This window comes from Myxococcus sp. CA023, assembly GCF_010998615.1.
Taxonomy (GTDB): domain Bacteria; phylum Myxococcota; class Myxococcia; order Myxococcales; family Myxococcaceae; genus Myxococcus.
Window position 1 is genome coordinate 13,085 of the sequence record NZ_JAAEAH010000012.1, and the last position, 23,461, is coordinate 36,545.

Here is a 23,461-nt window from a genome sequence, read left to right on the forward strand (position 1 = left end):
TTGCGTCAATGCGAGTGAGCGAGGCGCGCGAGGTCATCATCGTGCCTGCCCCTCCCAGTTGCGCGAGACGGACATCGGGCTTCATCCGCTTGGCCAGCGGCACGTCCAACCGCGGTATCATGGCAGCGTTGTTCCTGGCCCCAAAGGCCCGCCGGTGATGCCCACCTCACCAGGGCGTGCGCCACGGGGTTGATATTCACGGCGGCGGACCACGTGTTCCTGATGGACCCGTGGTGGAACCCTCCGTGGAGAGTCAGGCCCCGGACCACGCGCACCGCATCGGACAGCAGCGCCCGGTCATGACGTACCGGCTGGTGTCCCAGGGCACGGTAAAGGAGAAGATGCCCATGACCCAGGACAAGAAGCGCGCCCGCTTCGAGTCCGCGCTGGGAGGCGCCTCAGGCGGCGCCATCATCACCCGCGCGGACCTGATGCAGCTTCTCGACTGACCCGCGTGCCCCGGCTTTGCCGGAGGCCCGTGACGTCCTGGCTCAGAAGCACCTTTCCGAGGTATCGAAGGACGAGTTCGCCACGTACTTGCAGGTGCAGTTACTCACCTTGCAGTTAAACGATGCGTTCTCCTCACAAAGCGAGTCCACTTTGCGCCAAGCCTCGATGGGCATGTCCTCGAACTCATCCTCGTGCAGGTACAGCGTATCCCCCTTGACGGCGAACGCATAACGAAAGGTCTCGTTGAAGGGCTCCTCGTCGGTCCCATAGCAGGAACTCGTCGTGGTGATGACCATGTGGTTCCCATCCACCTTCCAGGTCCCCAGGATGTTCCCCCAGAGACCGCCTACCTTGAGGACGGACTTGCCCTTGAAGAGCAGGGCACGAGCGTCCTCCGAGCCGCGCTCCAGGCGGTACAGCCCCTCCGGCACCGAGCCTCCCTTCAGCGCCGGGGCGTCCGTCACCGGAGTGCTGTCCGAATCCCAGGAGGTACACCACCCTATCGCGTCGCACTTGAGGGCGGAGCCCGAACTGTCTCCATCGCCGTCCACCTCGCCTTCGTTCGAGTCACCACAGCCCACCACCAACATGGAGAGAAGTACCAGGTACCGTGTCGCCGCCTTCATTTCGTCCTCCCGAAGAGTCACGGAGGGGGAATACCCTCCCCCGTCTGACAGGAAGAGACAGGCCGGACGCCACCGTTGCAGGAAATCGACCTGTGCCTAACCAAGCCTCGGTCGCTGCGTCATGGGGGTGTGCCTACCCAAAATTCGGTCGTTGCGTCATGCGCGCGTCGTCGTTGCGTCATGCGCGCGTCTAAGACGTGGTCAGCGCCCTCCCCCGTAGCGGGTACATGGCCCGTGTGAAGAAGTGGAGGGGAGGGAACGAAGCCTGAGGTATCGAGGGGCTGCTGCGGCGCCGACGGCGGGCATCCTCGTGTAGCCCCCGTTTCCCTACTCCTGCAAGGCAAGCACACATACCATCACCTCACACTAGGCCGGAGGGACGACTGCGAAGTTCGCAGCCACTCAATCGGACCCCGAATTTTCCCGATTTCACCTAACCCCATGATGTTTCTCGTGTTTTCCGTCGCAGTCTCTAGAGAGAGCGCAGAGAACGAGTTCGCGCAGGGCTTCATTCGGGGCGCTGAACGAAGGGCCCTACCAACCGGTAGGGCCCTTTTGTTTTACACGGGCCTCGCGATGAATATCGCGGGGCCTTCGTGCTTAAGCCCCTGAATCACAAAGGATTTTGCCTCGTGGTACTGGCGAGGACGCTCTCGGCATCTCCCCCTGCAGTGCGAGGTGTCCCGTCTTCTCCGCCGCGGATTGGGCTCTCTGGAGCGCTCTTTCGCCCGATTCGGGGAGAGAGCGGCCGAGAGTGGTTAACAGTTTTGTTAACCACCAAGGACAGCCGATTCTGACAATCCCGGGCTTTCGATGTCGTACCTTCCAGGGTTACGTCATTTCCCTCATTCAAAATGACGAATTGGGCGACCTGTTAACCAAGAGCGCGATACGCGACCAGCCTTTACTGGGTACTCACGATTTCGTCGCGCGGCGCAGACTCTCCGAGACCGCTCTCAGACTGTCTTGGTCGCGTCCTCGGCCGACACAACCCTCTGTCCCCGCCTCTCTGCTCTTGTCCACACGGGCCACGTGCCCCCAAAGGAGACTTCTGGGCAGGGAAGACGTGCCGAGGATGCGCCCGCGTTCGCCCTCTCCTGCGCTGACCTGCGGCCGACTGGCAAGGTGTGGCCGCGCGGCGGCGGCGCCTGCCGCCCTGCCGCACGCCCGCCATGCTCCGGAACGAAGCGCGCTGCACGCAGACGTGAGCCATGCCAGAATCGCCGTCTGCGACTTCACGAGGCTCCCCGATGCCTGACATGCGACAGATGCTGCGCGGACTCAAATCCTTGCCCGGGCCGTACCCGCCGTTCGATACTGCGCACGCCCCCGCCGACCCCGCCGCGCTGTTTGCCGAGTGGCTGCAGATAGCCATCGACGTCGGCACGCGCGAGCCGCACGCGATGACGCTGTCGACCGTGGACGCGCACGGCCATCCCGATGCCCGCGTGCTGATCCTGAAGAACGTCGATGCGCACGGCTGGCATTTCGCGATCACGCGCACGAGCCCGAAGGGCCGCCAGCTCGCCGCGCATCCGCATGCGTCGCTGACGTTCTACTGGCCGCTGCTCGGCCGCCAGGTCCGCATCCGCGGCCCCGTGCGCGACATGGGCCCCGACGCGCAGGCCGCCGACTTCCTCGCGCGTCCGCTCGGCTCGCGCGTCGGCGGCCTTGTCGCGCGGCAAAGCGACGTGCTCGACGCCGAGCACGAACTCGACGATGCGCTGACGGCCCAGCTCGCGCGCCTCGAGGCCCAGCCGGATCTGGTCGCGCCGCACTGGGCCGTCTACGCGGTCGAACCCCATGCGGTCGAATTCTGGCAAGGCAGCGAGGAACGCCGCCACACGCGTTTGCGTTACGTGCGAACGGTTGACGGCTGGCGCATCGAACGGCTCTGGCCGTGACACGAGCGCGACGCGCTGGCACGTGTCGACGCGTCGCGCTCCACTCGCCGCAACCGCGCACACATACACACGCGCGCAGCAGCTAGGCTGCGGCAATCGCGCAGACGGCCCCCGTTAGCGCGCCGATGACGGCGGCCGTCGGGCGGACGCACGGCATGGCGCAGGGCAGAAGAGCTCCTCCTGGGAACACAAGGAACGCGCGTGGATGTTCACGCACAATGCAGAGGAGGCTGTGCCTATCCAAAATTCGGTCGCCGCGTCATGGGTGCGTCAAGGCTGCGTCAAAACGCGCGTCATGACGGGCGAGCGATGCACTGGTACGGCTATCACCACGACGAAAAAAACCGACATCCTCAGGAGGCATGAGCACAATTCGGCAGACACTGGCCGACTGGCGCTTGTGGTCATGCCCCTGGCACGGCTCGCCTCGCCTTGGACTGCACGCCAGCCGATACCGCCTGGCGCGCGAGGAGCATGAACTCCAGCTCAGGGCCGGTATCGCTCCGCCTCATGGAAGAACTGAGTGAGCGAATACTCCAACAGCGACTGGCGGGACTGCATGTACCGGCGGGCCCGGAGGAACGGCAGCCAGACGCGCTTACCCACCCGCACCTGGGACTCTTCCATCTTCTGCCGCAGCACCCACGTCCCTCCCAACCGCCGCACCAGCACGTCCCCCAGATAGGCGCCTAACGCCGGTATCGTGTGTCCGTCGAGGACGTCGCGCGTGTAACGCTCGGGAAAGTGGGTCTTCCAGAAGTGGAAGTCGAGGTCCGTCAGAGACTCAGGCGTCTCCTTCATGATGGAGGGCACATCCGAGTGAAGCACAGCCACGAGACCTTCGGACAGATCTCCGTAGTATTCGAGGACGCGCTCCGGATTCTCCACGTCCGAGGGATGGGCGACTGGGAGCCACTCCTCTGGCACCGGCGGCCGGAAGGCGTTGAGCTCGGCAATCTTCCGTTGCCGCTCGCTGATGGCGAACTCGTTCGGCAGCCGAGACAGTAGCGGCGCCACGTCAAGGTGGAAGTGCGGTTCGACGGGAATGAATGCAGAACTGCGCTCCTTCAGCGTGGGCAGCACCGTGTCGAAGTCGCGGTCCGGCCGGAGGTGGACATGGGCGCGGGCCTGCGCCACGCTCCGCGAGGACGAAGCCCGGGGTGACAGCTTCTTGGTGCAGCCGGGCTCCGAGGAATCAGGGGCGTGCGGTGAGCGCCGCTCGAGATGGTCTTGTACTTGCCTCGGTCAAATCCCGAATCGTGTGTAGTTGGTTCGGAGAGGGAGCGGGGAGGCATCACCGCCGCTTCATCGAGCGGCGTCGGGGAGGAGGGGGCTGTGCATGCTCCGCGTCGACCGCGGTCGAGGTAGCGACGTCCTTTCCCGAGGGGGCCGCCGAGAGTGTCTTCAGGTACGCGCAAAGCATGTCGGCCAACGCATCGGAGTATGTGGCGATCTCGGCGGGTGTTCGAGGGCTCTCCGAGAATGACTTACCCACCGAACTGAGCGTCGTCATGATGAGGTCTCCCGCGAGCATGCGCGCCGGTTTGGGAGTTGCAGGTAGGACCTCGCGCATGAAGGCCTCGAACGTGGCCTTGCTCGATGCCCGCACCGCGCGTGCTTCGGGCGCATCGCGATAGAGGGGCGCGGCGTCACTCAGCGCGACACGTACCGCTGCCTCGTCGCACTCGGATTGGACGAAGGTGTGAACCAGTGCGCGGAGCCGTGCGAGCGGCGGCCGAGTCGTGTCCTCGAGCAGCTCGCGAGTGAGAGCTGTCGTCTGTCGCCACTCGTCTGTCTGGAGTCGGAAGAGGACCGCCGCTTTGTTCGGGAAGTACTGGTACAGCGACCCAACGCTGACGCCGGCCTTCTCGGCCACTCGTGCCATCGTGAAGCGCGGTGCTCCCTCCTTCGCCAGAACCTGAATAGCCGCGCGGAGGACCGCCTCGACGAGCTCATTCGAGCGCGCCTGTTGAGGCTCTTTTCTCGTGGAGATCCGGGGACTTCGTCGAGGGCTCACGCGCGCTCCAGTCAATGCGAATTGTGAACCTGAATGATTCATCGCATTTTGTCCAGCGTCACGACTTGATGCCGCACGGAACGGAGAACGCGATGACCACGCTGACACAAAGCCCACTCGCACCGCTGCTCGAACGCTTATTCCAAGAGGCCGAGGCGGTGTCGCCTCTCGCCATCCCGGAGGTGGCGGCGCTCTCGCGCGAGGAGCGGGAGCGCATGATGCGAAGCAAGACGGACTACCTCGACTTCTACGGGCGGCTCAAGGACGCCGCGCTGGCCGTATCGCGCGAGACGGGCCTCCTGCTCTACATGCTGGCGCGCAGCTCGGGCGCGCGGACGGTCGTCGAGTTCGGGACGTCGTTCGGCATCTCGACGCTGCATCTGGCCGCCGCGCTCCGAGACAATGGTGGGGGCCGCGTCATCACGAGTGAGTTCGAGCCGTCGAAGGTGGCTCGTGCTCGAAGGAACCTCGAAGCGGGAGGCCTCGCGGACCTGGTGGAGATCCGCGAAGGAGATGCGCTGAAGACTCTCGCGCTCGAGCTCCCCCCGCGGATCGACCTGCTCCTGCTCGACGGGGCGAAGGCACTCTACCCGGACATCCTGCGAATGCTCGAGGGCCGGCTCCGCCCGGGGGCTCTCGTTGTCGCCGACAACGCCGACGACAGCCCTGACTACCTCGCTCGGGTTCGGGACCCGAGGAGTGGCTATCTCTCGACGCCGTTCGCGGAGGACGTCGAGCTGTCCATGCGGCTTGGCTGAAGCGAGGGGGCTAGGGGCTGTCCCTGATCTCGTGTTCGAGAGTCGACCCGGCGTGCCGGCCTTTCTGGCACGTTGGGGCAGGGCCTCAATCTGAGTTGCTGCCTGGCGCTAGGCATGATCAACGCGGGCTGTGCGCCGACATGAACTGAGCGATGCCGAGTGGAGCCGCATCGAGCCCCTGCTGGGCTCCAGGAGCGGCCCTCGCTCGAAGCGAGGGGGCCGTGACTTCATCAACGCAGTGGTGTGGCGCGTGAAGACCGGGGTGCAGTGGCGGGACTTGCCCGAGCGGTTCGGTCACTGGAAGACGGTCTACAATCGGTTCCATCGCTGGACGAAGACTGGGCGCTGGGAAGCCATCTTCAAGGCGCTGCGGCTCGATGTGGATGAGCTTGGCTCCCATGCTGACGCATCGGTCGTCCGGGCGCATCAGGACGCCGCGGGCGGAAAAGGGGGTTCCGAAGCAATGCTCTGGGGCGTTCTCGAGGGGTTTTTTCAACGAAAGTTCACGCCGTCACTACGACGGGAGGTAAGCCGCTCCACGTCGCGCTGACGCCCGGCCAGTAGCACGAGTCCACAATGGCCGAAGAACTTATGGTGCACGCCGAGGGCGCCGCTTTCATTGCGGATACCGGCTATGACGCCGACCGCATCCGCGCCAACGTTCGAAAGCTCGGGATGAACCCTGTCATCCATTCAAACCCGAGCCGTAAGCGGGCGACGCCGTTAGACCGCACCCTGTACCGGCTGCGCTACCGGGTGGAGTGCTTCTTCCACGATCTCAAGCGCTTTCGGGCCGTCGCCACCCGCTATGACAAGACCGCGACGAGCTACCTCGCCGTCCTGCACGTCGCATCCATGCTTCTTTGGCTGCGCTAATCGGGGACAGCCCCTAGCCCTCTCGGGCGCCCGCGCGCGAGGCTTTGGTGCGCTGCCGCGTCCGATTGATGCAAAACAGGAAACACCGTGCGTCCCCAGGCGGTCTGGTGGCGGCGCGCGGCATTACTTAGCATGCACGTAGGTTCATTCCACCTTCAGCCTGGGGAAGCGTCATGAAGATTGTTGTGATCGGCGGTACCGGCCTGATCGGCAAGAAGGTCGTGGCGCGACTGGTTGCACAGGGCCATGAGGTGGTTGCCGCTTCGCCGGGAACCGGCGTCAATGCGTTGACGGGCGAGGGTCTGGCGCAGGCGTTGTCCGGCGCGCAGGTCGTAGTGGATGTCGCGAACTCGCCTTCGTTCGAGGATCGGGCCGTACTCGAATTCTTCGAGACATCGGGCCGCAACCTGGCGGCGGCCGAAAAGGCAGCGGGCGTGGCGCACCATGTTGCGCTGTCGGTCGTGGGCACCGACAAGCTCGAACAGAGCGGATACTTCCGCGCCAAGATCGCGCAGGAGAACTTGATCCGCAAGGCCGATATTCCCTACACGATTGTTCGCTCGACGCAGTTCCTGGAGTTTCTGGGTGGCATCGTGCAGTCGGCCGGACAGGACGACACGATTGCGCTGCCCCCCGCACTGCTCCAGCCGATCGCGTCGGACGACGTGGCGCACGCCGTGGCCGATGCCGCGCTTGCCGCGCCGCTCAACGGTATTGCCTATATCGCGGGGCCGGAACGCTTCAGGATGAGTGATCTGGCGCAACGCTATCTCAAGGGGATTGGCGATACGCGCCGCGTTGTGGCGGATCCCGCCGCGCGGTATTTCGGCGCCGAACTCAAGGAAGACACGCTCGTGCCGGAAGGCGAGGCTCGCCTTGGCCGCATCCGCTTCGAAGACTGGCTGCCATCACAAGCGAAGTAGTCTAGAGACACCCGATGGCTAACAAGAGGTTGCGGCCTCCGCCACTTACGCTGCTCGACAAGTATCGGGGCCAGGGATTTACCGCGCGCTACACGACGACCGTCACGGTGTCGGGCGGCGAGGCCGCGCATGGCCGCGCATCGGGCATCGCGAGATCCGATGACGACAATCTGATCCTCGATCTGCGTCTGCCCGCGACACTGGGCGGTCCGGGCAGCGACACCAATCCGGAGCAGCTGTTTGCGGCAGGCTATGCAGCCTGCTTTCACGGGCAATGACACGCGAATGGATGCACAGCGTCGTAAGCGTGGTCGACTGAGGCCACGCAGGCGCCGCGAGCCCGAACCCTTAGCCCTGCAGGAGATACCCATGACGCAACATCTTGACGACTTTCAGAAATCCCCGGTCTGGAGTGATGCCATGAAACGCGTTCTTTTCATTGTGGCAACCCTGGCGATGTCGTGCCTGATGAGGGCAAGCCCCGCCGTAGCCGCGGCCGATGTCAGCGTCAAGCCGCTGCTCACGGAGCCGTTGCCCGAGTATCCGGGCAAGGAAGTGGAGATGATCGTTGTGGAATATGGTCCGGGCGGTGCCGACCCGATCCATCGCCATGATGCACACGGCTTCATCTATGTGCTCGAAGGCAGCATCGTGATGGGCGTGAAGGGCGGCAAGGAGGTCACGCTCAGGGAGGGAGAGACCTTCCACGAAGGCCCTGACGATATTCACACGGTCGGGCGCAATGCCAGCAAGACAAAGCCGGCAAGGTTCCTCGTGTTCCTGATCAAGAAGCAGGGCGCGCCGATCCTGACGCCCGTGAAGTAGCCAGTCTGCCCGTCGGTCGGCGGGGTGCGCTGGAATATGGGTGAATTGACGCATAATCCACCCTGTACCCCGAACGGCCCCAGCAGATTGCCATGTCCACGAAGGGCCGCCACCCGAGAAGCGACTCAGGGGAGTTTCGTGGCAACAGCGCCCTGTGTTCGTGGCAGCCCCCATCAAGCTGCGAATCAGCCCAGGGGCGCTGCCGAAGGCGCCCTTCCCTGCTTACGAAGGCTCCTGTGAGCCCCTGCTGTCCGCCCGGGCCAAATCCATCCTTGAGCCCCTTGCCATCAGCAACCTTCAATTTCTCCCAGTTGACAGCCCGCCCCCCGGGCCCCGCCAGCTCACACGAGAACTCACGGCACGACTGGCGGGGCTGCCTCGGCTGCTCGTCAGTCGCGGACATCCCGTGCTCCTTCCATCACAGCGCGGGTGTCCACGAAACCGGGTTGCTCCCATCCATGGCCATTCCCCATTCGCCACTCAGCGCGGCCCGCCCTCGCTCTGAGAGCCGCACCGCGCGCGTGCCGCGCAACCGCGTGAGCCACCCGCGTTCGAAGAATCGTTCGGTCAGCGCCGCGCCCAGTGCGCCCGCGAGGTGGGGGCGGCGCTCGCTCCAGTCCAGGCAGGCGCGCGTGAGGGGCCGGCGGCCAGCGCGCAGTACCTCCATTGAGATGCCGAAGTCGCGCAGCCACGTGTCCCCGGTCCGCGTCACCTGGAACGCGTCCCCATGGCGCTGGAGGAACGCGCGCTCAAGGAGGAAGTCCGTCACGCGGATCCCGAGCCGGCCCGCGAGGTGGTCGTAGCAGGTCCGCGCCTCGCGAAGCGCCGTGGCCCCGCGCCCGTCCGTCACGAGGTGGGCGGGTGTCCGTGGCGCCAGCACCGCGAGGGCCTCCAGCAACGTGACGACCTCCGGCCCCGCGAGTTGGAACAGCCGTTGCCGGCCCTGCGCCCGGGACGTCAGGAGGCGCGCTTCCACCAGCCGCGCCAGATGGCTGCTTGCGGTCTGCGCGGACACGCCCGCGCGTCGCGCCAGCTCCCGCGCCGCGAGCGGAGGGCCCTCAAGCAACGCCACCAGCATGGCGGCCCGCGACGGCTCGCCCACCGCCGTCGCGACCGATGCGATGTCCGGATCCGTCAACACGCCGGGCTGGCTCCCGAAGGCGTCCCCGCACGAGCGAAGAGGTGTGGGTAGCGCAGCCGGGGGGCGGCGATGAGCCGGTCGCGTGACACCGGACCACCGAAACGGATCCGGTCCCACGGCGCGAACTCGCGCTCCAGGGCGTCCAATGCCTCCACGTCGGTGCGCAACCGCGCGCACCATGCCTCTTCTTCCGGAGCGGGAGCGGCGAGGGCCTTTGTCAGTCGGCGAACCAGCCACTCCTTGCAGAAGATGTGCTCCGGAGTGACGACGCGCAGGCACGCGCCGTAATGGCCCTTCAGGTATCCGCGCCACTCGGCGTCGAGCCGTTCCTGGGTGAGGGCCGTCCCGAAGCGAACCGCCATGCGCAGCAGGCGCCCGTCGAAATGGGCGCGCACCGCGTCCGGGCTCACGGCCGCGTCCAGGAGGCCCAACAGGTCGCGCGGGTACATGCCCGTGCCATCGGCGAGCGTGTACGTGGGTTGGGGCAGGTGTCCTGAGTCGATGAGGGCCTGGAGCTCGTCCGGGGCTTCCGGCCGGCCCGCTGCCACCGTGTTGAGCGGGACAAAGTGCTCGGTGATGTAACGCACGTCCGCCGGGGTCAGCGTCCCGGCGCCCGAAGTGTTTGGGTCCACGGGCCAGTGGTAGCACGCGCTCGCTTCGGTCCGCATCGAAGTGTCACCGCGAGGAGGAGTCCAGGAGGTCCCATGGGCTTCTGGAGCTGTGCCTCCCCCAATCCGGTCGTTGCGTCCTGGGTGCGTCAAGGCTGCGACAGGCAGTGCGTCAATGCGAGCGAGCGAGGCGCGCGCGGTCGTCGTTCTATCTGGACGAGAGATGCGCGAGACGAGCACTCGGCAGCAACCAGTCCACGCCCGATGAGTGCTGGGCCCACGCCATCAGTAGGGCACCAGTACCACCGAGGCTCCGGACGTCATGTGGAACACTGGCGCGGCCTGCACCATGACGATGTTGGAGGGCCAAACCATCGTCTTCATCGCCGTCGACCACGCGACCTCCGAATGCGTCCGTATCCACGCGGCCAGCGTGGGAAATCGCTTCGAAGCCCCCAAGCCCCTTCGTCAGGGCATCAAGACCTGCTTCGGGGCGTACGGGCGAGGCGTAGCCACGGGGTTGGCCTCCGCTACCACCGCGGCAGACGGTTCACTTCCGAGGGCCTCCAGGACGCACTGCGCTTCCTGGGAGCCGTCTCCAGGCCATCCTCCATTCGCAGTCCGGAGGGCAGCGGCTACGCCGAGCGCCGAACCCGTATCACCAAAGAGCAACTGCTCTGGGTGCGCACCTTCTCCACTGTGGAGGAGCTCCGGAGGTGCCTGCCGGAGTCGGCCATCGCTACAACGAGCACTGGTTGATGGAGCGTCATGGATTCTTCTCGTCAAGTCAGGCCTGACCAGAGCTGATGCTGTCGCGGCAGGCGGCCTGAATACCACCAACATGGTGTCTCATCAATCCGGTGCGGTACACGGTACAAGGTGTCACAAATGGACGTGGCCACTGACGCGTCAAGCCCCCCCGCTGACGCGTCAAGCACCTGGCGCGATGCACCAATGCACGTGCGCCCCCCTTGGAGTCGCGGAATGAGGCGCTGGCACGCCCCATGCTCTTCGCTCACGGCTCCACTCCGCGCATGGAGGGCCACGGCTTCGGGTTGCACTCGCGCGCGCTGGAGGCCCAATGGCTATACTCCGGTGTCGCCGGGGAGATAGCGCGCGGGCGCGGACGTGATAGGGGCCGACCTGCTAGAGAAGCGATTGCTGTGACAAGCATGATGGGGATAAATTCATGAATACACAGACGAACCCGAGGCGGTGGCCGCCCCCTCCGGAAGTGGAGCAGCAGATCAACCAGGACCGCGAGCGTTTCCGCAAGTGTCTCGACTACATGCGAGAACACGCGGCAGGTGAGGTCGAGGGCGTTTACGGCCCCGACAGCGTGACCTGGGTGCTCTATCGCGAGCCGGTGATCCTCCTCGGCGGACTGCGCGCCATCCTGCTGCAACTCGCCCATCCGGCAGTGGCCTACGGTATCTCCCAGAACAGCAACTTCCGGAATGACCTGCTCGGCCGTGCGCGACGCACCTATACGGCGATGTACCAGCTCAAGTTTGGTGGCCTCTCGGAAGCGACGGGCGCCGCGAAGCGGATCCACAGCGTGCACAGCCGCGTCTACGGCGCGGTTCCGGACGGCGTCGGCCCGCAGGGCTCCGGCCCCTATCGCGCGAACGAACCTTCGCTGCTGCGTTGGGTGCACGCCACCCTCATCGACACCGCCATGCTGATCTTCGACACATTCGTGCGGCCGCTCAGCATCGAGGAGAAGCGCCGCTACTATCAGGAGACGCTGCGCGCCGCGGCGTACTTCGGGCTCCTGCCGGAGCAGGTGCCGCCCACGCTCGAGTCCTTCTACGAGTGGTACAACGGAGAGCTGGCGGGGGAGCGGCTGGGCGTGGGAGACACGGCGCTTGAGCTGGCGGACATGCTCTTCAATTCGCCGTTCACCCGGGGACAGTTCGATGAGGTGCTCACCGCCGGTCTCCTGCCGGAGCGCTGGCGCGAGGCGTACAGGCTGCCTTGGGGGCTGGGACAGCGGCTCACGTGGAAGCTCCTGAAGGGCTCGATGCGTCGGGGAATCCACCTCACCCCGCCAAAGCTCCGCTACGTCACGGCCTGGCATCAGGCCCAGATGCGGCTGGCCATGGCTCGAGGAGAGCGGCCGACGATCATGGCCCGGGCGCTGAACACCATCGACTCCTACGTCGACGTGCCGTTCAGCATCCGGCCGGTCGCGGCGAAGGCCCCAGCGGACAAGGATTGAGAAACGATTTGGGCGATCCGCAGCGCCAAGGCGGTCAACTTCGCCCGAGCCTACGACATTCTGGACGGGGGGAAGTCCCTTGAGGCAAACAACGCCCAGGTCGTGTCTACAAATAGGTCGGGGCCGTCCGGTGTTGCCCGGACATGGGACGAGGAGAACGGACCGCCCCCCTGTGCCTCCCGAAGTCCGGTCGCTGCGTCATGAGCGGATCAAGGCGAGTGAACGCGGTGAGCACGGGGCCAGCGAGTTCCCGTAGCGGCGACGCGGGTCGGAATCCCCGAGGCACCTGTGCCTACCTAAAGCTCAGTCGCTGCGTCATGGGCGCACCAAGGCCACTTCAGGCATTGCGTCAATGCGAGTGAGCGAGGCGCGCGACGAGCCGCCGGGCCCTATCGCCTGATTGATAGAGGTCGGAATTTACGCAGCGACCGGATTTTGGGCAGGCACACGGGAGAAATGGGCCGAATCGTAGAAGCCCGCGGCGTGCGCAACTTCGGTGAGGCTTCGGCCTCTGAGCGCGAGCGCGGTGGCCGCTTGCGCTGGAGCTGCGCTCGATGACGTACCTGATAGGCCTCAAGAAGCCCTGCGAGGACTTCCGCAACGTCGAAATCGTCGACGCCCACGTCCCGTGAGGGGCAATGCCCCCCATGCAGCCCACTGAGCCGAGCGGCGGCCCCAGGACACGACCCAACCTGGCCTTCTCCCTGCTCTCGCAGGGAGGCTTTCACCCGCGCATTCCAGCACCGACCGCGGTGGAGGGCATCGGCATGGAAATGGCCGCGCGCATCTTCTCCAGGATGAACACGGACCTCCTGGTGCTGACTCCGGCGCCCGCGTCACCGTGCCGCACGAGACGTCACAGGCGGGTGCTGGCGTGGAGCGCGTAGACCTGGGGCTCCACGGTCTGCCGCCACGTGGCCCGATAGGTCTCCGCCTCGTAGTCCCAGCTCACGACATCGAGGACGGATGCAGGCGCCGCACCGGGTGAAGTGCCGGTGAGGAACGCGCCCGTGCCCGCAGCGTAGGAGAGGACCAGTTCACGGGTGGAGTCGGCTGATGAAGACAGCACTGCCGACACCGCGCCACAGCCCTTCGCGTCGCACCGCATCGCCCCCGTGTTGGCCCAGTCAGGACGGCTGCTCGCGGCGACCTGCACCCAGTCCGAGCCCCCCCACCTCCACCACGCCTTGCCCGTATGCAGGCGCAGGCCCTGGGGAGAGTTTGCCACGAGGGCGTAGCCCCCCAGCCCCGGGGTCATCGTGTGGGCCTGGCGCCATCCCGCGCCATCCGAGACAATCCACCGGATCTCGTTGGCATACCCCTTCGTTATCAGCAGGGACGTCCCATCACTGACGAAATGAAGGTCCGGGGGTCATTGAACTCCTGGGTGTTCTGTGCCCAGGCCCCTCCGGTGTGGATGCGCGCCTCCATGACGATGCTCCTGCGGGCCGTCACCACGAACCAGGCCCCCACTGCGTCCAGCCGCGTGCCCTGCCACCGCTCGTCGAACACCCGGGGAATGGCATTCACCGGGGCAGCCCAGGTCAGCCCGTCCATGCTCAGACTGGAGCGAATCTCCCAATCTCCCCAGGCGAGCAGGAATCCACCAGCCCCGTGGACGAGGGCCAGGTCGGGATTGGTCGCCGTCATGCGCTCCACCAGAGTGGGCGTGCCCAGCGTGCCAGCCTCGTGGCTCACGACGTACATGTCCACCTTCCCGGTGGCGCCCACCTGCTGGTAGGCGACGACACTCCTCTGGGCACTTCGCGCCGCCCGGGGCTTGGCCACATTGCGCGCGACGCGCACGGGTTCGAGCCAGGAGGTCCCGTCGAACTCGGAGAGGAAGATGCTCCACTCGCCTGCGTCGAACTGCTCCCAGGCGGCGACGCCAGTGGTGGGCCGTGAGGCTTCACGCCACCCGCCTGGGTGCGGCGTACCACTCCACCCATCGGGTGACCGCTCCCCTGCACGGGCTCCAACTCCTGCTCGACGCGCCGGGCGCCCAGGCCCTGCATCGCCACGTCAACGTGGATCACCTCCGGTTCTGTCGCACGCGCGGGTTCGACCTGGCGGAGAGCATCGCCCCGGGGAGCGTCGCGCAAGAGCCCGAGCGGACCCTGCGCAGGGGCACGGTCCCCGGCGAGGTCCGCTACGTGCTCATCCTTCCGAAGTCCCTGGTCCCCAAGGGGTGCAAGCCGGGAGCGACGTTCCAGTCCATTGCGCCCGCGAACGACGGCAACCCGTCAGGACGAAAGCTGCGCAGCGCCTGAGCCCATCACCGAGCACGGGCCACGCCGTCCGGCCGATGGAAGGATGGAGGCCATGCCGAATGCGGGACTTCATCTTCGCCGAGCGTTGGTACCGACGTGCGGTGGCCTGCTGACCCTACTTCGCGAAGGCCCCTTCGGTCGCGCGCAGGGCCCGGAAGAGGGCGTCCTGCGTCCCCTTGAGGCCCCTTGCCGCCTCGCGAGCAGCCGGCGCGAGGAGCCAGAGCGGAGGTCCTCCTTCGAGCTCTCTCTCCAATCGGAGCCGAGGGTCTCCATGAGCGAGAAAGCTCGGAAATGCCGCGAGTCCGAGTCCGGCACAGCAGGCATCTCGAATCCCGAGCAGCGAGTCACACAGAACGGCTTCGGGTGCATCCTTCGGAACAAAGCGCCACCACTGCATCGAGGTCTTGGCGCGGAGGGCCGAGCTCGGAAGTATCCAGTTCGCCGTCCCGCTGGACCTTCGATAGACCCCGATCCGCAACCGTCCAAGCCGACGTCCACGGAGCGCGCCACCCGGTTCGTGCTTCGGACGAAGCGCGAGGTCGACGCGTCCCGGCACCAGAGCCATCTCCTGGTCGCTCACCAGGACTTCCACGGATTGCGTCGGTGAGATGGTGGACAGCGCCAGAAACAAGAGCGGAGCCAGGACGTCGCTCGTCGTAATCACCACTCGCTGCTGCCGTCCCCGCTGCTCCGCGGTCAATAGACCCGCCACCTCGGTTGCTTGGGTTCGCATCGTTCCGGCGCGGAGCGCGATTTCCGCCGCCAGCGGGGTCGGCACAAGCCGCGAGCCGCGCACGAACAGCACCGCCCCGTACCGCGCTTCGAGTCCCGCGATGCGGCGGGACACCGACGAGTGCCGCAGCAAGAGCTCGCGCCCGGCTGCCTCGACGCTGCCCGTTCGTACCAGTGCCTCGATGGTCTGGATCTCGTCCCACGACATGTGCATGAACGCACACGATATGTGCAAAGACGCGGAGTCATCAATCGCGCCGAGACCAACTATTCATCGTGGGTACCGTCATTCGACGACGGACCCAGGAGAACGACGATGAAGTCGGACGTCATGCGGCGCGGGGCAGACGAGGGATGGTGCTACGTGATCGACGCCCCCTTCGGAATCAAGGCGTGACGTTGTCCAAGCGCACCGTCCTGATCGGGGGCAGCGCCCTCGCGCTGTCCGGATGCTTTCGGCCTAGGAGACAATCGATGCCCCACCTCGTTCATCGCACCATCGAATCCCTTCCCACCACCACGCTGACGTGGCTCTCGCTTCGAGATCACTTCGTCGCGACGGTGGGCCCAAGGGCAGGAGAAGGGCGACGCATGGGACCCGTTCTCGTGCTCGCTGACGCGACGTTCGCGCCGCACTCGCGCTTCCCAATCCACCCACATCGCGAGATGGATATTCTCAGCGTCGTAGTCGACGGTTCATTGTCGCATCACGGTGACCAGGCGCACGGCGTGACCCTCGGACCAAGGTCCGCTCAGTTGATCTCTGCACGCAGCGGAATCGTCCACGCCGAAGGCAACGACACCGACCAGCCGACGCGAATGCTGCAGATTTGGTTTCAGCCGAACACGTTCGGCGGGGCGCCCGCGTACTTCACTCGCGAGCTCGCGGGCCAAGGTCGCCAGTTGCTGGCGGGTGATCCCGAGATGCCGCTCCGAGCCGATGCGCGATTGTGGTGGGTGGATCTCGTTCCGGGGAGCGAGGAGACTCTTATCGTCGACCGGGCGCGCCAAGGCTATCTGCTCGCGATGACGTCACGACTGCGGATCGCTGCGGTTGGAAGTGAGCCTACCCTCGAACTCGCGATCGGGGAAGGCCTGGAGGTTGGCCCGGGCGCGGTAAGCGTCTCGTCAGACCGTGCAGGTGCCGCGCTCTGGCTGGACGTTGCGTGAACCGACCCGAGGGCAACGGCTGTGCCGAGCACTTCATTCGCACCCTCAAGGAGCAACTGCTCTGGGTGCGCACCTTCTCCACCGTGGAGGAACTGCGGCGGGCTCTGCTGGAGTGGGCACAGCGCGACAACGAGCACTGGCTGTTGGAGCGCCACCACTTCCTCTCGCCGAGTCAGGCCCGGCGGGAGCTGATGCAGTCGAAGCAGGCAGCCTGAATACAACCAACCTGGTGTCTCAACAATCCGGCGCGATACAATGGCTCGATGAGATTCCTTCGACGGGTGAGGCTCGCGCAGGTGGCTGTGGCGGCGATTTGCTTCTCCAGCTTCGGTTCGGCCGCGGCCGAACCCGAGGTGAAGACAGTGCCCGACGTTCTGGAGGTAGGGGCACTCACCTCGACGTTCGCGGAATTCCAACGAACGTGTGACGCCGCGGGACGGCGACTGTGGGGACAGTCGCTGTGTGCCCCTCTCCTCGTCGTCCATCCCGTCACGCGCGTCTTCGTCGCGAGCACCTGGCCGAGCGGATCGGAAACAGGGCCCTGGGTGGGAGTGTTCCCCTCGGAACTCACCATCGCCAACACGGCGCTGACTTGGGCGGGAACCACCTGGGTCCAGCTCCAAGGTCCGTTGCCCGATGCCCCCGCGCGTCGCCGTGCCCTGCTTGCCCACGAGGCCTTTCATCGGCTCCGCACCACCTTGGGCCACCCAGGGCGGGAGAAGGACAATGCCCACCTCGATGGCATCGAGGGCCGCACGCTGCTGCAACTCGAGTGGCGTGCCCTCGCGGCCGCCCTGCGCGCGACGACCCCCTCGGTCCGCACCCGCGCCGTCGAGGACGCACTCGTGTTCCGTCGCGAGCGCCGAACGCGCTTCCCTGAAGCGGCGGTCGCGGAAGGGCTCCTCGAGGAGCACGAAGGCCTCGCCGAATACACGGGTGTGGCGCTGGCGGTGGCCGACGCACGTGGCAGGCGGGCCCTGGCGCTGGAGAACCTCGACGATGCCGTCAAGCGAAGCTCCTTCGTGCGCTCCTTCGCATATGCATCAGGACCCGCCTATGGCCTCCTGCTGGACGAGGCGGGCCCCCGCGCCCAGGGGTGGCGTACCCGAGCGCTCGCTGGGGCGGACCTGGGAACGCTGCTCCAGGACGCACTGCGGCTGGGCACGCCCGAGCCCTCACCCGAGCGCGAAGCGCGCTACGGAGGCGCCGCTCTGCGAGAGACCGAACGCGAGCGGGCCCGCCTCGCCCAGGCCCGGGCCGAGGCGCTGCGCAACAAGTTGGTGGAGGGCCCCGTGCTACACCTCCCCCTGGTGCGCATGCGTATCCAATTCAACCCCGGTGAGCTCATCCCGCTCGCCGAGCACGGCACGGTGTATCCCGGCGCCCGCATCGTCGATGCGTGGGGCTCGCTCACTACGACCTCCGACGTGCTCCTCTCCTCGGACTGGAAGACGGCCACGGTGAACGCCCCCCCGTCGGGCCCCCGAGATGCACGCTGGGAAGGCGAGGGCTGGGTGTTGGAGCTGGCCCCCGGCTGGCGCGCCAACAAGGGGCCCCGACCAGGAGACCTGGTTCTCCAGGCTCCCGAGGCTCGCTCACCGGCGCCTCAACCCTAATACGACTTGGTCACTTCAAGAATGCGTGAGGGGGAGAGGACTGTTCCCCATGCATGACGCCGAGGCAACTGAAGCGGCTGGAGGGAGCGCTGGAGAGCTTCCTTGAGTCGATGTTTCAGGCCTGGGCCGCGTGGAGCGGCGACGGGCAATGAACTGGTACGTCAAGGGCCTGCTGCTCGAAGGCGAGCGCAAGAGCATTGCCCCGATGGCGGGGCGACTGGTGGAGGATGCTGGCGAGCAAGAGGCTATGCGCCAGCGCCTCCAGCAGTGCGTCAGCGGCAGCGCGTGGGCGGACGAGGAGGTCATGCGCCGACTGGCACTGAAGCTGGAGGCGGAGCTGCCGGACATCGAGGCGCTGGTGCTGGACGACACGGGCGTCCCCAAGAAGGGCAAGCATTCGGCAGGCGTCGCGCGGCAGTATTCGGGCACGTTGGGCCGGACGGACAACTGCCACGTGGCCGTCAGTCTGCATCTGGCGGGAGAGAAGAGCAGCGGCTGCATCGGGATGCGGCTGTACTTGCCGGCGGAATGGACATCCACTCCGGAGCGGATGCGCAAGGCGGGCGTACCCGAGGATGTCTCATCCATCTGCGTCTTGAATGCGTCTGTGTACGGCACCGCAACCGCCTGCACTCGCCCCCTTCGGATGGTCAGCTCGGCACGTCAGCCGAGGCGACATCTTCCCTGACACAGGGGGCTGCGAAGGAGAAGAAGGAGCTTCTGGAGGCGTGGTGGCCATCGAGAAGGCCCGCGCGGAACTCGAGGCGCCTTGACACGGGAGCGGCGTGCGGGTGCGCGGCTTCCCTCACTGCGACTGGAGAAACCCCAGGGTTGTATTGCTCGAATACAGAGAGGGCTGGCTGACGCGCCCCCTCTGGCTCGCAGAGAAGCTCAGTCGCTGTTCTTGACGAGGGCTGCCGCTCAATACGTGTAGATGGTAGGCGCCTTTGTACTCGTGAAGAAATCCGCATAGATGGCGGCATAGTTATTGCTGTTGCCCACCTCTCCCTGGAAAACACCGCTCTTGGTGCCCGAGACCAAGAGGGTTGTCCCATCTTCGTCCACCAGCGGCGTGCCCGAGTAGACGTTGCCTGCGCCAAAGGGCACAGCCAGATTTGTTCGTCTGACGATTGTCAGCGACGTCGGTTCGACGTGGACCAGTCCGAGGGTAATGGGTGAACTGCCACTGATGCTTTGCTTTTGGGTGTAGGTCGCGACGACACCCAGCTCACTTTCTACCAAAGCGAGCACGGGATCATGGCCGATGGATCTACCTATCTCAATGTACTTGCGGGGGTCGCCACAATTCACCGCCTCAACCATGATGGAGTAGACGGGTGGACTCCCAGCAATCATCACCCGGTGGACAATGAGACCACAGTAGAGGCGTTCCGACTTATTTATGGCAGACTCATGAGCCACGACTGTGTCGATCGAATCATCTGGAGCGGGTGCGCTTCCGCAGGCGATGAGAAGCGTCACACAGAGTTGAATGGTGCTTCTGGGAAAATGTACCATCGACTAATTCCTTTGGGGGCTGGGATATGGATGACAGACAGGCGCACTAGCGGCGCCGGAACAAACGGACTCCTTCTCTGGCCTGTATCGCGGGACGAGGTTCCAATCCGGTCGCATCCGACGTGGAGCTTCAGACAGAGCCTGATCTGCAAATCAAGGCTGCACAGAACGTCTTCACAAGGCGGTCGCGGAAGAAATGACCTCTCCGCGCAAGGTGAAATCAATTCACAGCACGCCCCTCATCCCTCACACAAGCAAACGACATATCTTCACTTGTCAGCAGGGCACACTGCTCAATCCAGAACCACCTACATGCCCATTGGAACCACAAAATACGGAAGAGCGAGTGAAGCCTTGGGCCTGAGCATTCCCCTCATTTCGGCAAGCTGATCGCCAGTCGCCTGCCAGCCGGCTCCGTGCGAGGTGGGGTGGTGGCTGTGCCTACCCAAAATCCGGCCGCTGCGTCATGGGTGCGTCCAGGCCACATTCAGCAGTGCGTCAATGTGAGTGAGCGAGGCGCCCCAGACGAGGCGACAACTTCCCTGGCACAGGGAGACGCTGATGCACGCTTTCCGCGTGAGACCTGATGAGACGAGAGCCCGGAGCCCATGAGGTTCCAGGCCATTCTCTCTATCACGTCGGCGCTGAAGCGCGTGATTCAGCGCAGATGGCTCGTGCCGTTGAGTTCGAGCAAGCGCACGCAGCCATCCCAGTGCTGCAAGCGATGGATGCCACCGTTGTCGGTGTCGAAGGTGCAGCGCGGCTGCGTCTCCTCCACGCCCAGCACGAGGCGAAGGACGTGGTCGAGCAGCATGCGATGGGACACCAGGACGACGCGCTCTCCCTCGTGCCGTGTCAACAGTTGCGTCAGGAAGGGGAGCAACCGTCGCGAGCAGTCCCGCAGCGACTCGCCCCCGGGCGGACGGGCCTCCAGGTTCGCGGACTCGATGGCAGCCCAGTCCTCCGGATGGCGCGCCGCCAGCTCCGGAAAGGGCAGCTCCGAAAGCTGTCCCAGGGAGCGCTCACGCAGCGCATCCGTCCGCACCGCCGTCAGCCCCGTCCGTTGCTCGAGGGCACAGGCGCTCTCCACGGCCCGCCGCAGGTCGCTGGTGTAGAGTGCGGCCACGGGGCGGACGGCGATGGCCTGGGCGGCGGCCTCCGCCTGACGCTGTCCCAGCGGCGTGAGCGCGGCATCGGCTTCTCCGGTCGCGCGGTTCATGGCATTGCTGGAGGACTGACCATGGCGCACGAGGATGAGCTCTCCCCGGCTCATGACGTCCCTCCCGAAGCGCCGCGCAGGGCCATGCCCAACGCCATCACGGCGAAGACGGTTCCGAGGAGCGGCTCATCGAACACCAGCGGGCGTGGACCCACGACATCCGGCCGGCTGGGGAAGGCGCCTCGCGCGTCCTGCTGGGACAACAGGTAGTCCACCGCGGAGTCCATGCGGTCGGAGCCTCCCAGCAGCGACAGGGACGCGAGCGCATAGGCCGTGCTGAGCACGTCACCGGGCTCGCCAGCCGTCTGACCCCAGGACCCATCCCCGCGCTGACGTGAGGCCAGGAAGCGCACGGCCCGCTCCCGGAGGGTTCCCAGGTCCGGGTGCCGGACACCCGCGTCCTCACAGGCCGACAGGGCCCACAGGACACGGAAGAGGCTGTAGGTCTCGCACAGGCTCCAGCTGCGCTCGAAGGAGCCATCCGGGTGCTGCCGGGCCATGAGGAAGCACAGCCCCCTTTCGAGCGGCTCCCGCAGGGACGCGTCCTGGCCCAGCCCCAGCGCCTGCACGAGGACGGCGTTGGCCGTCATCGTCACCTCGGAGCTGTCCTCGCGCGTATAGGTCGGGTAGCCCCCGTCCTCGCGCTGCATGCCCAGCAGGTAGCGCTGGGCCCCGGCGATGGCCTCCCGGTAGCGCCGCGCATCGAGTTGGAGGAGCAGCTGCGCGCATTGCGTGCTCGTGTCCACGTCTGTCTGGAGCATCGCTTCGGTGAAGCTCCAGCCCTCCACGTGCCTCTTCTGTTGGGCGACGACGTATTCCCCCACGGGATGCAGCGCGGAGAGGTCATCGGGCGCAACCTCGCACAGGGCGAGTCCCGCGAGCGCGCTCGTCCACAGGTTCATGTTGTCGCAGAAAGGCATCCCCCCGTCCTCGCGCTCATGGCGTGCGAGGAATCCCAGGCCCCGCTCGAAGACGTCGGGCAGGTCGCGACCGATGGCCATCAACACCACCAGGGTCGTCAACACCTGCTGCTCCCAGCCACCCCGGGCGCCCTGGGTCTCTCGGAGGAACGTGGCTTCGGGCCGGGTGTCGATTCGTTCGCCCTGCCGCCTCGCGATGAGCAGCCGGGTGGCCGCGGCATAGATGCGATTGAACAGGTGGAGCGTGGGCTCCGCCGCGTCGGGCGTGAGGGGGGTCGCATCGAACGGCACCAGGTCCAGTTCCATGAGGAGCAGCAACAGCAGCCGCCGCTTGCGGCCGTGGGTGTACTCCAGGTCCTGGAGGATCCGCTCCAGGGCGGCGAACGCGTGCGTTCCCGGCGCGTGCCCCACCGCCTGAGCCGCCAGGAGTCCCACGAAGGCGTCAGCGTCTTCGCGATGGCGCAGCAGATGGTCGCGCAGGCGCGCCTGCCACTCCGGCTCACGCCCCTCGCGCCGCAGCAGGTGCAGCGTGAGCGCCGTTTCCAGCAGCCGGCTGCGCACCTGGGAGCGGAAGTACGCGCCCTCGCCGGAGCCGGAGGAGGTCAGCGCGGCATGAAGGAAACGGGTGCCCCGTGACAGGGCTTCATGGTGGGACTGCGGGGGTGCGGTGTCGCGCCGGACGAAGAGAAGAGTGCGCATCGAATGGAGGGGCAGTGCCCGAGCGCTTCTGACAAGTCAAGGTGCGCTCGGGCCACGCATCGGAGGGAGTCCCGGCATGCGTGAGACCTCGTTCCCTGCTCCTCCGCGCAATCGCTCGAAGGCCTGGAGACAGAACTCCGCGAAGGCGCACACCTCATGCACGGGCAGATTGGCGATGCCCCGGCATGGGACGCTGGAGCAGCCCGGAAGCCGAAGACCACCGCCCCCTTTCGAGGCGGCGGCCCGGCAACGCGACGGCGGACGGACTCAGTCGCTGTACGCGACCGTGCCGCTGCAGGACGTGGCCACCGAAGCAACCGGCGCGAATGGTGTACGTGCCGCGCGGAAGGCCTCACCCAGCACGCCGATCTCCGGGAGCGCACGTGCCTTTCCGTCGAGCCAGTAGCGGCTTTCCGTCTCCGCACGCAGGTGGCTCTGTACCCAGCCGACGGCGCCTCCAGCCCCTCCACCGTGAGGACCACGTGCTGCAGGGCGACGTAGACGCAGTCCGCGAGCGCGTCAGCAGCGTCACGCTGCTGGGCTGCGCGTGCGACCCGGGCGGATGTGCTGCCAAAGCGCTCTTCCAGTGCCTGGAGCGTAGGCCCCGTCGTGCGCGGCACCTCCTCATCCACTCCGAGGATGGTGGCGCGGAGAGTGCCGTCCGCCTCCGTCACTTCGACGTAGGCGTCCCGGCCGCGAGGACTCTCTCTCACGCTTCAACGGGTCCGAAAATTGGGGAGCAGACCAGAGGGACGAGCACTTCCGCCTGGTTTTGAGCGCGGCGGGCGAGCACGGCCTGGCCGCCCGCAGGCTTCTCACCACGCCCAGCGCAAAGTTGGCGGACACGTCAGCCTCCGTCACTGACGTGTCAGTGACACGGGATTCCCCTGGCACCCGGAGACTGGCATCACCGCAAGGAGTTGAAATGACTGGAGCCGTTCTTCCGCAAGCCCTGGCGCGAACATTGC

At 66.1% G+C, this 23,461-nt stretch carries 21 protein-coding genes and 4 pseudogenes; 14 read left to right on the forward strand and 11 right to left on the reverse strand.

The window, feature by feature from the left end; all coding sequences use genetic code 11:
- Window positions 1–77: 77 nt before the first annotated feature.
- Window positions 78–449, forward strand: a pseudogene (locus tag F8M74_RS07335) (helicase); the annotation flags it as partial.
- Window positions 450–491: 42 nt separating this feature from the next.
- On the opposite strand, the gene F8M74_RS07340 reads toward F8M74_RS07335, so the two are convergent.
- Window positions 492–1,076 (reverse strand): hypothetical protein, encoded by a 585-nt coding sequence (locus F8M74_RS07340; protein ID WP_141252917.1) that lies wholly within the window; start codon window positions 1,074–1,076, stop codon window positions 492–494.
- 1,250 nt (window positions 1,077–2,326) lie between these two features.
- Here F8M74_RS07340 and F8M74_RS07345 point away from each other — a divergent pair.
- Window positions 2,327–2,980, forward strand: a complete 654-nt coding sequence (locus F8M74_RS07345; protein ID WP_205604097.1) for a pyridoxal 5'-phosphate synthase — start codon at window positions 2,327–2,329, stop codon at window positions 2,978–2,980.
- 486 nt (window positions 2,981–3,466) lie between these two features.
- On the opposite strand, the pseudogene F8M74_RS07350 reads toward F8M74_RS07345, so the two are convergent.
- Window positions 3,467–4,117, reverse strand: a pseudogene (locus F8M74_RS07350) (hypothetical protein); the annotation flags it as partial.
- A 157-nt stretch (window positions 4,118–4,274) separates the two neighbouring features.
- On the reverse strand, window positions 4,275–4,997 hold the full coding sequence (locus F8M74_RS07355; protein ID WP_141252920.1) for a TetR family transcriptional regulator: 723 nt from the start codon (window positions 4,995–4,997) through the stop codon (window positions 4,275–4,277).
- A 158-nt stretch (window positions 4,998–5,155) separates the two neighbouring features.
- On the opposite strand from F8M74_RS07355, the gene F8M74_RS07360 reads away from it, so the two are divergent.
- The 6 genes and pseudogenes from F8M74_RS07360 (at window position 5,156) to F8M74_RS07385 (ending at window position 8,379) form a co-directional block, all read left to right on the forward strand.
- Window positions 5,156–5,755 carry an O-methyltransferase gene (locus F8M74_RS07360; protein ID WP_228559335.1) on the forward strand — a complete coding sequence of 200 codons (600 nt, stop codon included), beginning with the start codon at window positions 5,156–5,158 and terminating at the stop codon, window positions 5,753–5,755.
- A 130-nt stretch (window positions 5,756–5,885) separates the two neighbouring features.
- Entirely contained in the window at window positions 5,886–6,305 is a 420-nt protein-coding gene (locus F8M74_RS07365; protein ID WP_141252921.1) for an IS5 family transposase, read from the forward strand.
- 26 nt (window positions 6,306–6,331) lie between these two features.
- Window positions 6,332–6,631 carry a transposase gene (locus F8M74_RS07370; RefSeq protein WP_141252922.1) on the forward strand — a complete coding sequence of 100 codons (300 nt, stop codon included), beginning with the start codon at window positions 6,332–6,334 and terminating at the stop codon, window positions 6,629–6,631.
- Between the two features lie 173 nt (window positions 6,632–6,804).
- Window positions 6,805–7,554, forward strand: coding sequence for an SDR family oxidoreductase (locus F8M74_RS07375; protein WP_141252923.1), 750 nt, complete (start codon window positions 6,805–6,807; stop codon window positions 7,552–7,554).
- A gap of 146 nt (window positions 7,555–7,700) precedes the next feature.
- Window positions 7,701–7,820: pseudogene (locus tag F8M74_RS38435) on the forward strand (organic hydroperoxide resistance protein); the annotation flags it as partial.
- 103 nt (window positions 7,821–7,923) lie between these two features.
- A complete protein-coding gene (locus F8M74_RS07385; protein WP_228559337.1) occupies window positions 7,924–8,379 on the forward strand; it encodes a cupin domain-containing protein in 456 nt (151 codons plus the stop codon).
- Window positions 8,380–8,797: 418 nt separating this feature from the next.
- On the opposite strand, the gene F8M74_RS07390 is transcribed toward F8M74_RS07385, so the two are convergent.
- Together F8M74_RS07390 and F8M74_RS07395 are read right to left on the reverse strand one after the other, a co-directional pair.
- Window positions 8,798–9,520: a helix-turn-helix transcriptional regulator gene (locus F8M74_RS07390; RefSeq protein ID WP_141252924.1), complete on the reverse strand. Its 723-nt coding sequence runs from the start codon at window positions 9,518–9,520 to the stop codon at window positions 8,798–8,800.
- Window positions 9,514–10,188 carry a DUF6058 family natural product biosynthesis protein gene (locus tag F8M74_RS07395; RefSeq protein WP_141341396.1) on the reverse strand — a complete coding sequence of 225 codons (675 nt, stop codon included), beginning with the start codon at window positions 10,186–10,188 and terminating at the stop codon, window positions 9,514–9,516. Before F8M74_RS07395 ends, F8M74_RS07390 begins: the two co-directional genes overlap by 7 nt.
- A gap of 1,129 nt (window positions 10,189–11,317) precedes the next feature.
- Here F8M74_RS07395 and F8M74_RS07400 point away from each other — a divergent pair.
- Window positions 11,318–12,349: an oxygenase MpaB family protein gene (locus F8M74_RS07400; protein WP_141252927.1), complete on the forward strand. Its 1,032-nt coding sequence runs from the start codon at window positions 11,318–11,320 to the stop codon at window positions 12,347–12,349.
- A gap of 856 nt (window positions 12,350–13,205) precedes the next feature.
- On the opposite strand, the gene F8M74_RS07405 is transcribed toward F8M74_RS07400, so the two are convergent.
- Both F8M74_RS07405 and F8M74_RS07410 read right to left on the reverse strand, forming a co-directional pair.
- Window positions 13,206–13,577 (reverse strand): hypothetical protein, encoded by a 372-nt coding sequence (locus F8M74_RS07405; protein ID WP_141252928.1) that lies wholly within the window; start codon window positions 13,575–13,577, stop codon window positions 13,206–13,208.
- Between the two features lie 101 nt (window positions 13,578–13,678).
- A complete protein-coding gene (locus F8M74_RS07410; protein WP_141252929.1) occupies window positions 13,679–14,155 on the reverse strand; it encodes a hypothetical protein in 477 nt (158 codons plus the stop codon).
- 95 nt (window positions 14,156–14,250) lie between these two features.
- Here F8M74_RS07410 and F8M74_RS07415 point away from each other — a divergent pair, with 95 nt between their 5' ends.
- Entirely contained in the window at window positions 14,251–14,619 is a 369-nt protein-coding gene (locus F8M74_RS07415; protein ID WP_141341399.1) for a hypothetical protein, read from the forward strand.
- A 115-nt stretch (window positions 14,620–14,734) separates the two neighbouring features.
- Here the strand turns inward: F8M74_RS07415 and F8M74_RS07420 are convergent, their stop codons facing one another.
- Entirely contained in the window at window positions 14,735–15,559 is an 825-nt protein-coding gene (locus F8M74_RS07420; protein ID WP_228559339.1) for a LysR family transcriptional regulator, read from the reverse strand.
- A gap of 266 nt (window positions 15,560–15,825) precedes the next feature.
- Here F8M74_RS07420 and F8M74_RS07425 point away from each other — a divergent pair, with 266 nt between their 5' ends.
- The 4 genes and pseudogenes from F8M74_RS07425 (at window position 15,826) to F8M74_RS07440 (ending at window position 18,825) form a co-directional block, all read left to right on the forward strand.
- A complete protein-coding gene (locus tag F8M74_RS07425; RefSeq protein WP_228559341.1) occupies window positions 15,826–16,521 on the forward strand; it encodes a pirin family protein in 696 nt (231 codons plus the stop codon).
- A 5-nt stretch (window positions 16,522–16,526) separates the two neighbouring features.
- Window positions 16,527–16,736, forward strand: a pseudogene (locus F8M74_RS07430) (hypothetical protein); the annotation flags it as partial.
- Window positions 16,737–16,784: 48 nt separating this feature from the next.
- A complete protein-coding gene (locus tag F8M74_RS07435) occupies window positions 16,785–18,137 on the forward strand; it encodes a hypothetical protein (RefSeq protein WP_171410119.1) in 1,353 nt (450 codons plus the stop codon).
- A 148-nt stretch (window positions 18,138–18,285) separates the two neighbouring features.
- Window positions 18,286–18,825 carry a transposase gene (locus F8M74_RS07440; RefSeq protein ID WP_141252933.1) on the forward strand — a complete coding sequence of 180 codons (540 nt, stop codon included), beginning with the start codon at window positions 18,286–18,288 and terminating at the stop codon, window positions 18,823–18,825.
- A 233-nt stretch (window positions 18,826–19,058) separates the two neighbouring features.
- Here F8M74_RS07440 and F8M74_RS07445 read toward each other — a convergent pair whose 3' ends face one another.
- From F8M74_RS07445 to F8M74_RS07455, 3 genes are all read right to left on the reverse strand, one after another.
- A complete protein-coding gene (locus F8M74_RS07445; protein ID WP_141341402.1) occupies window positions 19,059–19,655 on the reverse strand; it encodes a hypothetical protein in 597 nt (198 codons plus the stop codon).
- 658 nt (window positions 19,656–20,313) lie between these two features.
- Window positions 20,314–20,928, reverse strand: coding sequence for a histidine phosphatase family protein (locus F8M74_RS07450; RefSeq protein ID WP_141252935.1), 615 nt, complete (start codon window positions 20,926–20,928; stop codon window positions 20,314–20,316).
- Entirely contained in the window at window positions 20,925–22,493 is a 1,569-nt protein-coding gene (locus F8M74_RS07455) for a prenyltransferase/squalene oxidase repeat-containing protein (RefSeq protein WP_141252936.1), read from the reverse strand. Before F8M74_RS07455 ends, F8M74_RS07450 begins: the two co-directional genes overlap by 4 nt.
- Between the last annotated feature and the right edge of the window lie 968 nt (window positions 22,494–23,461).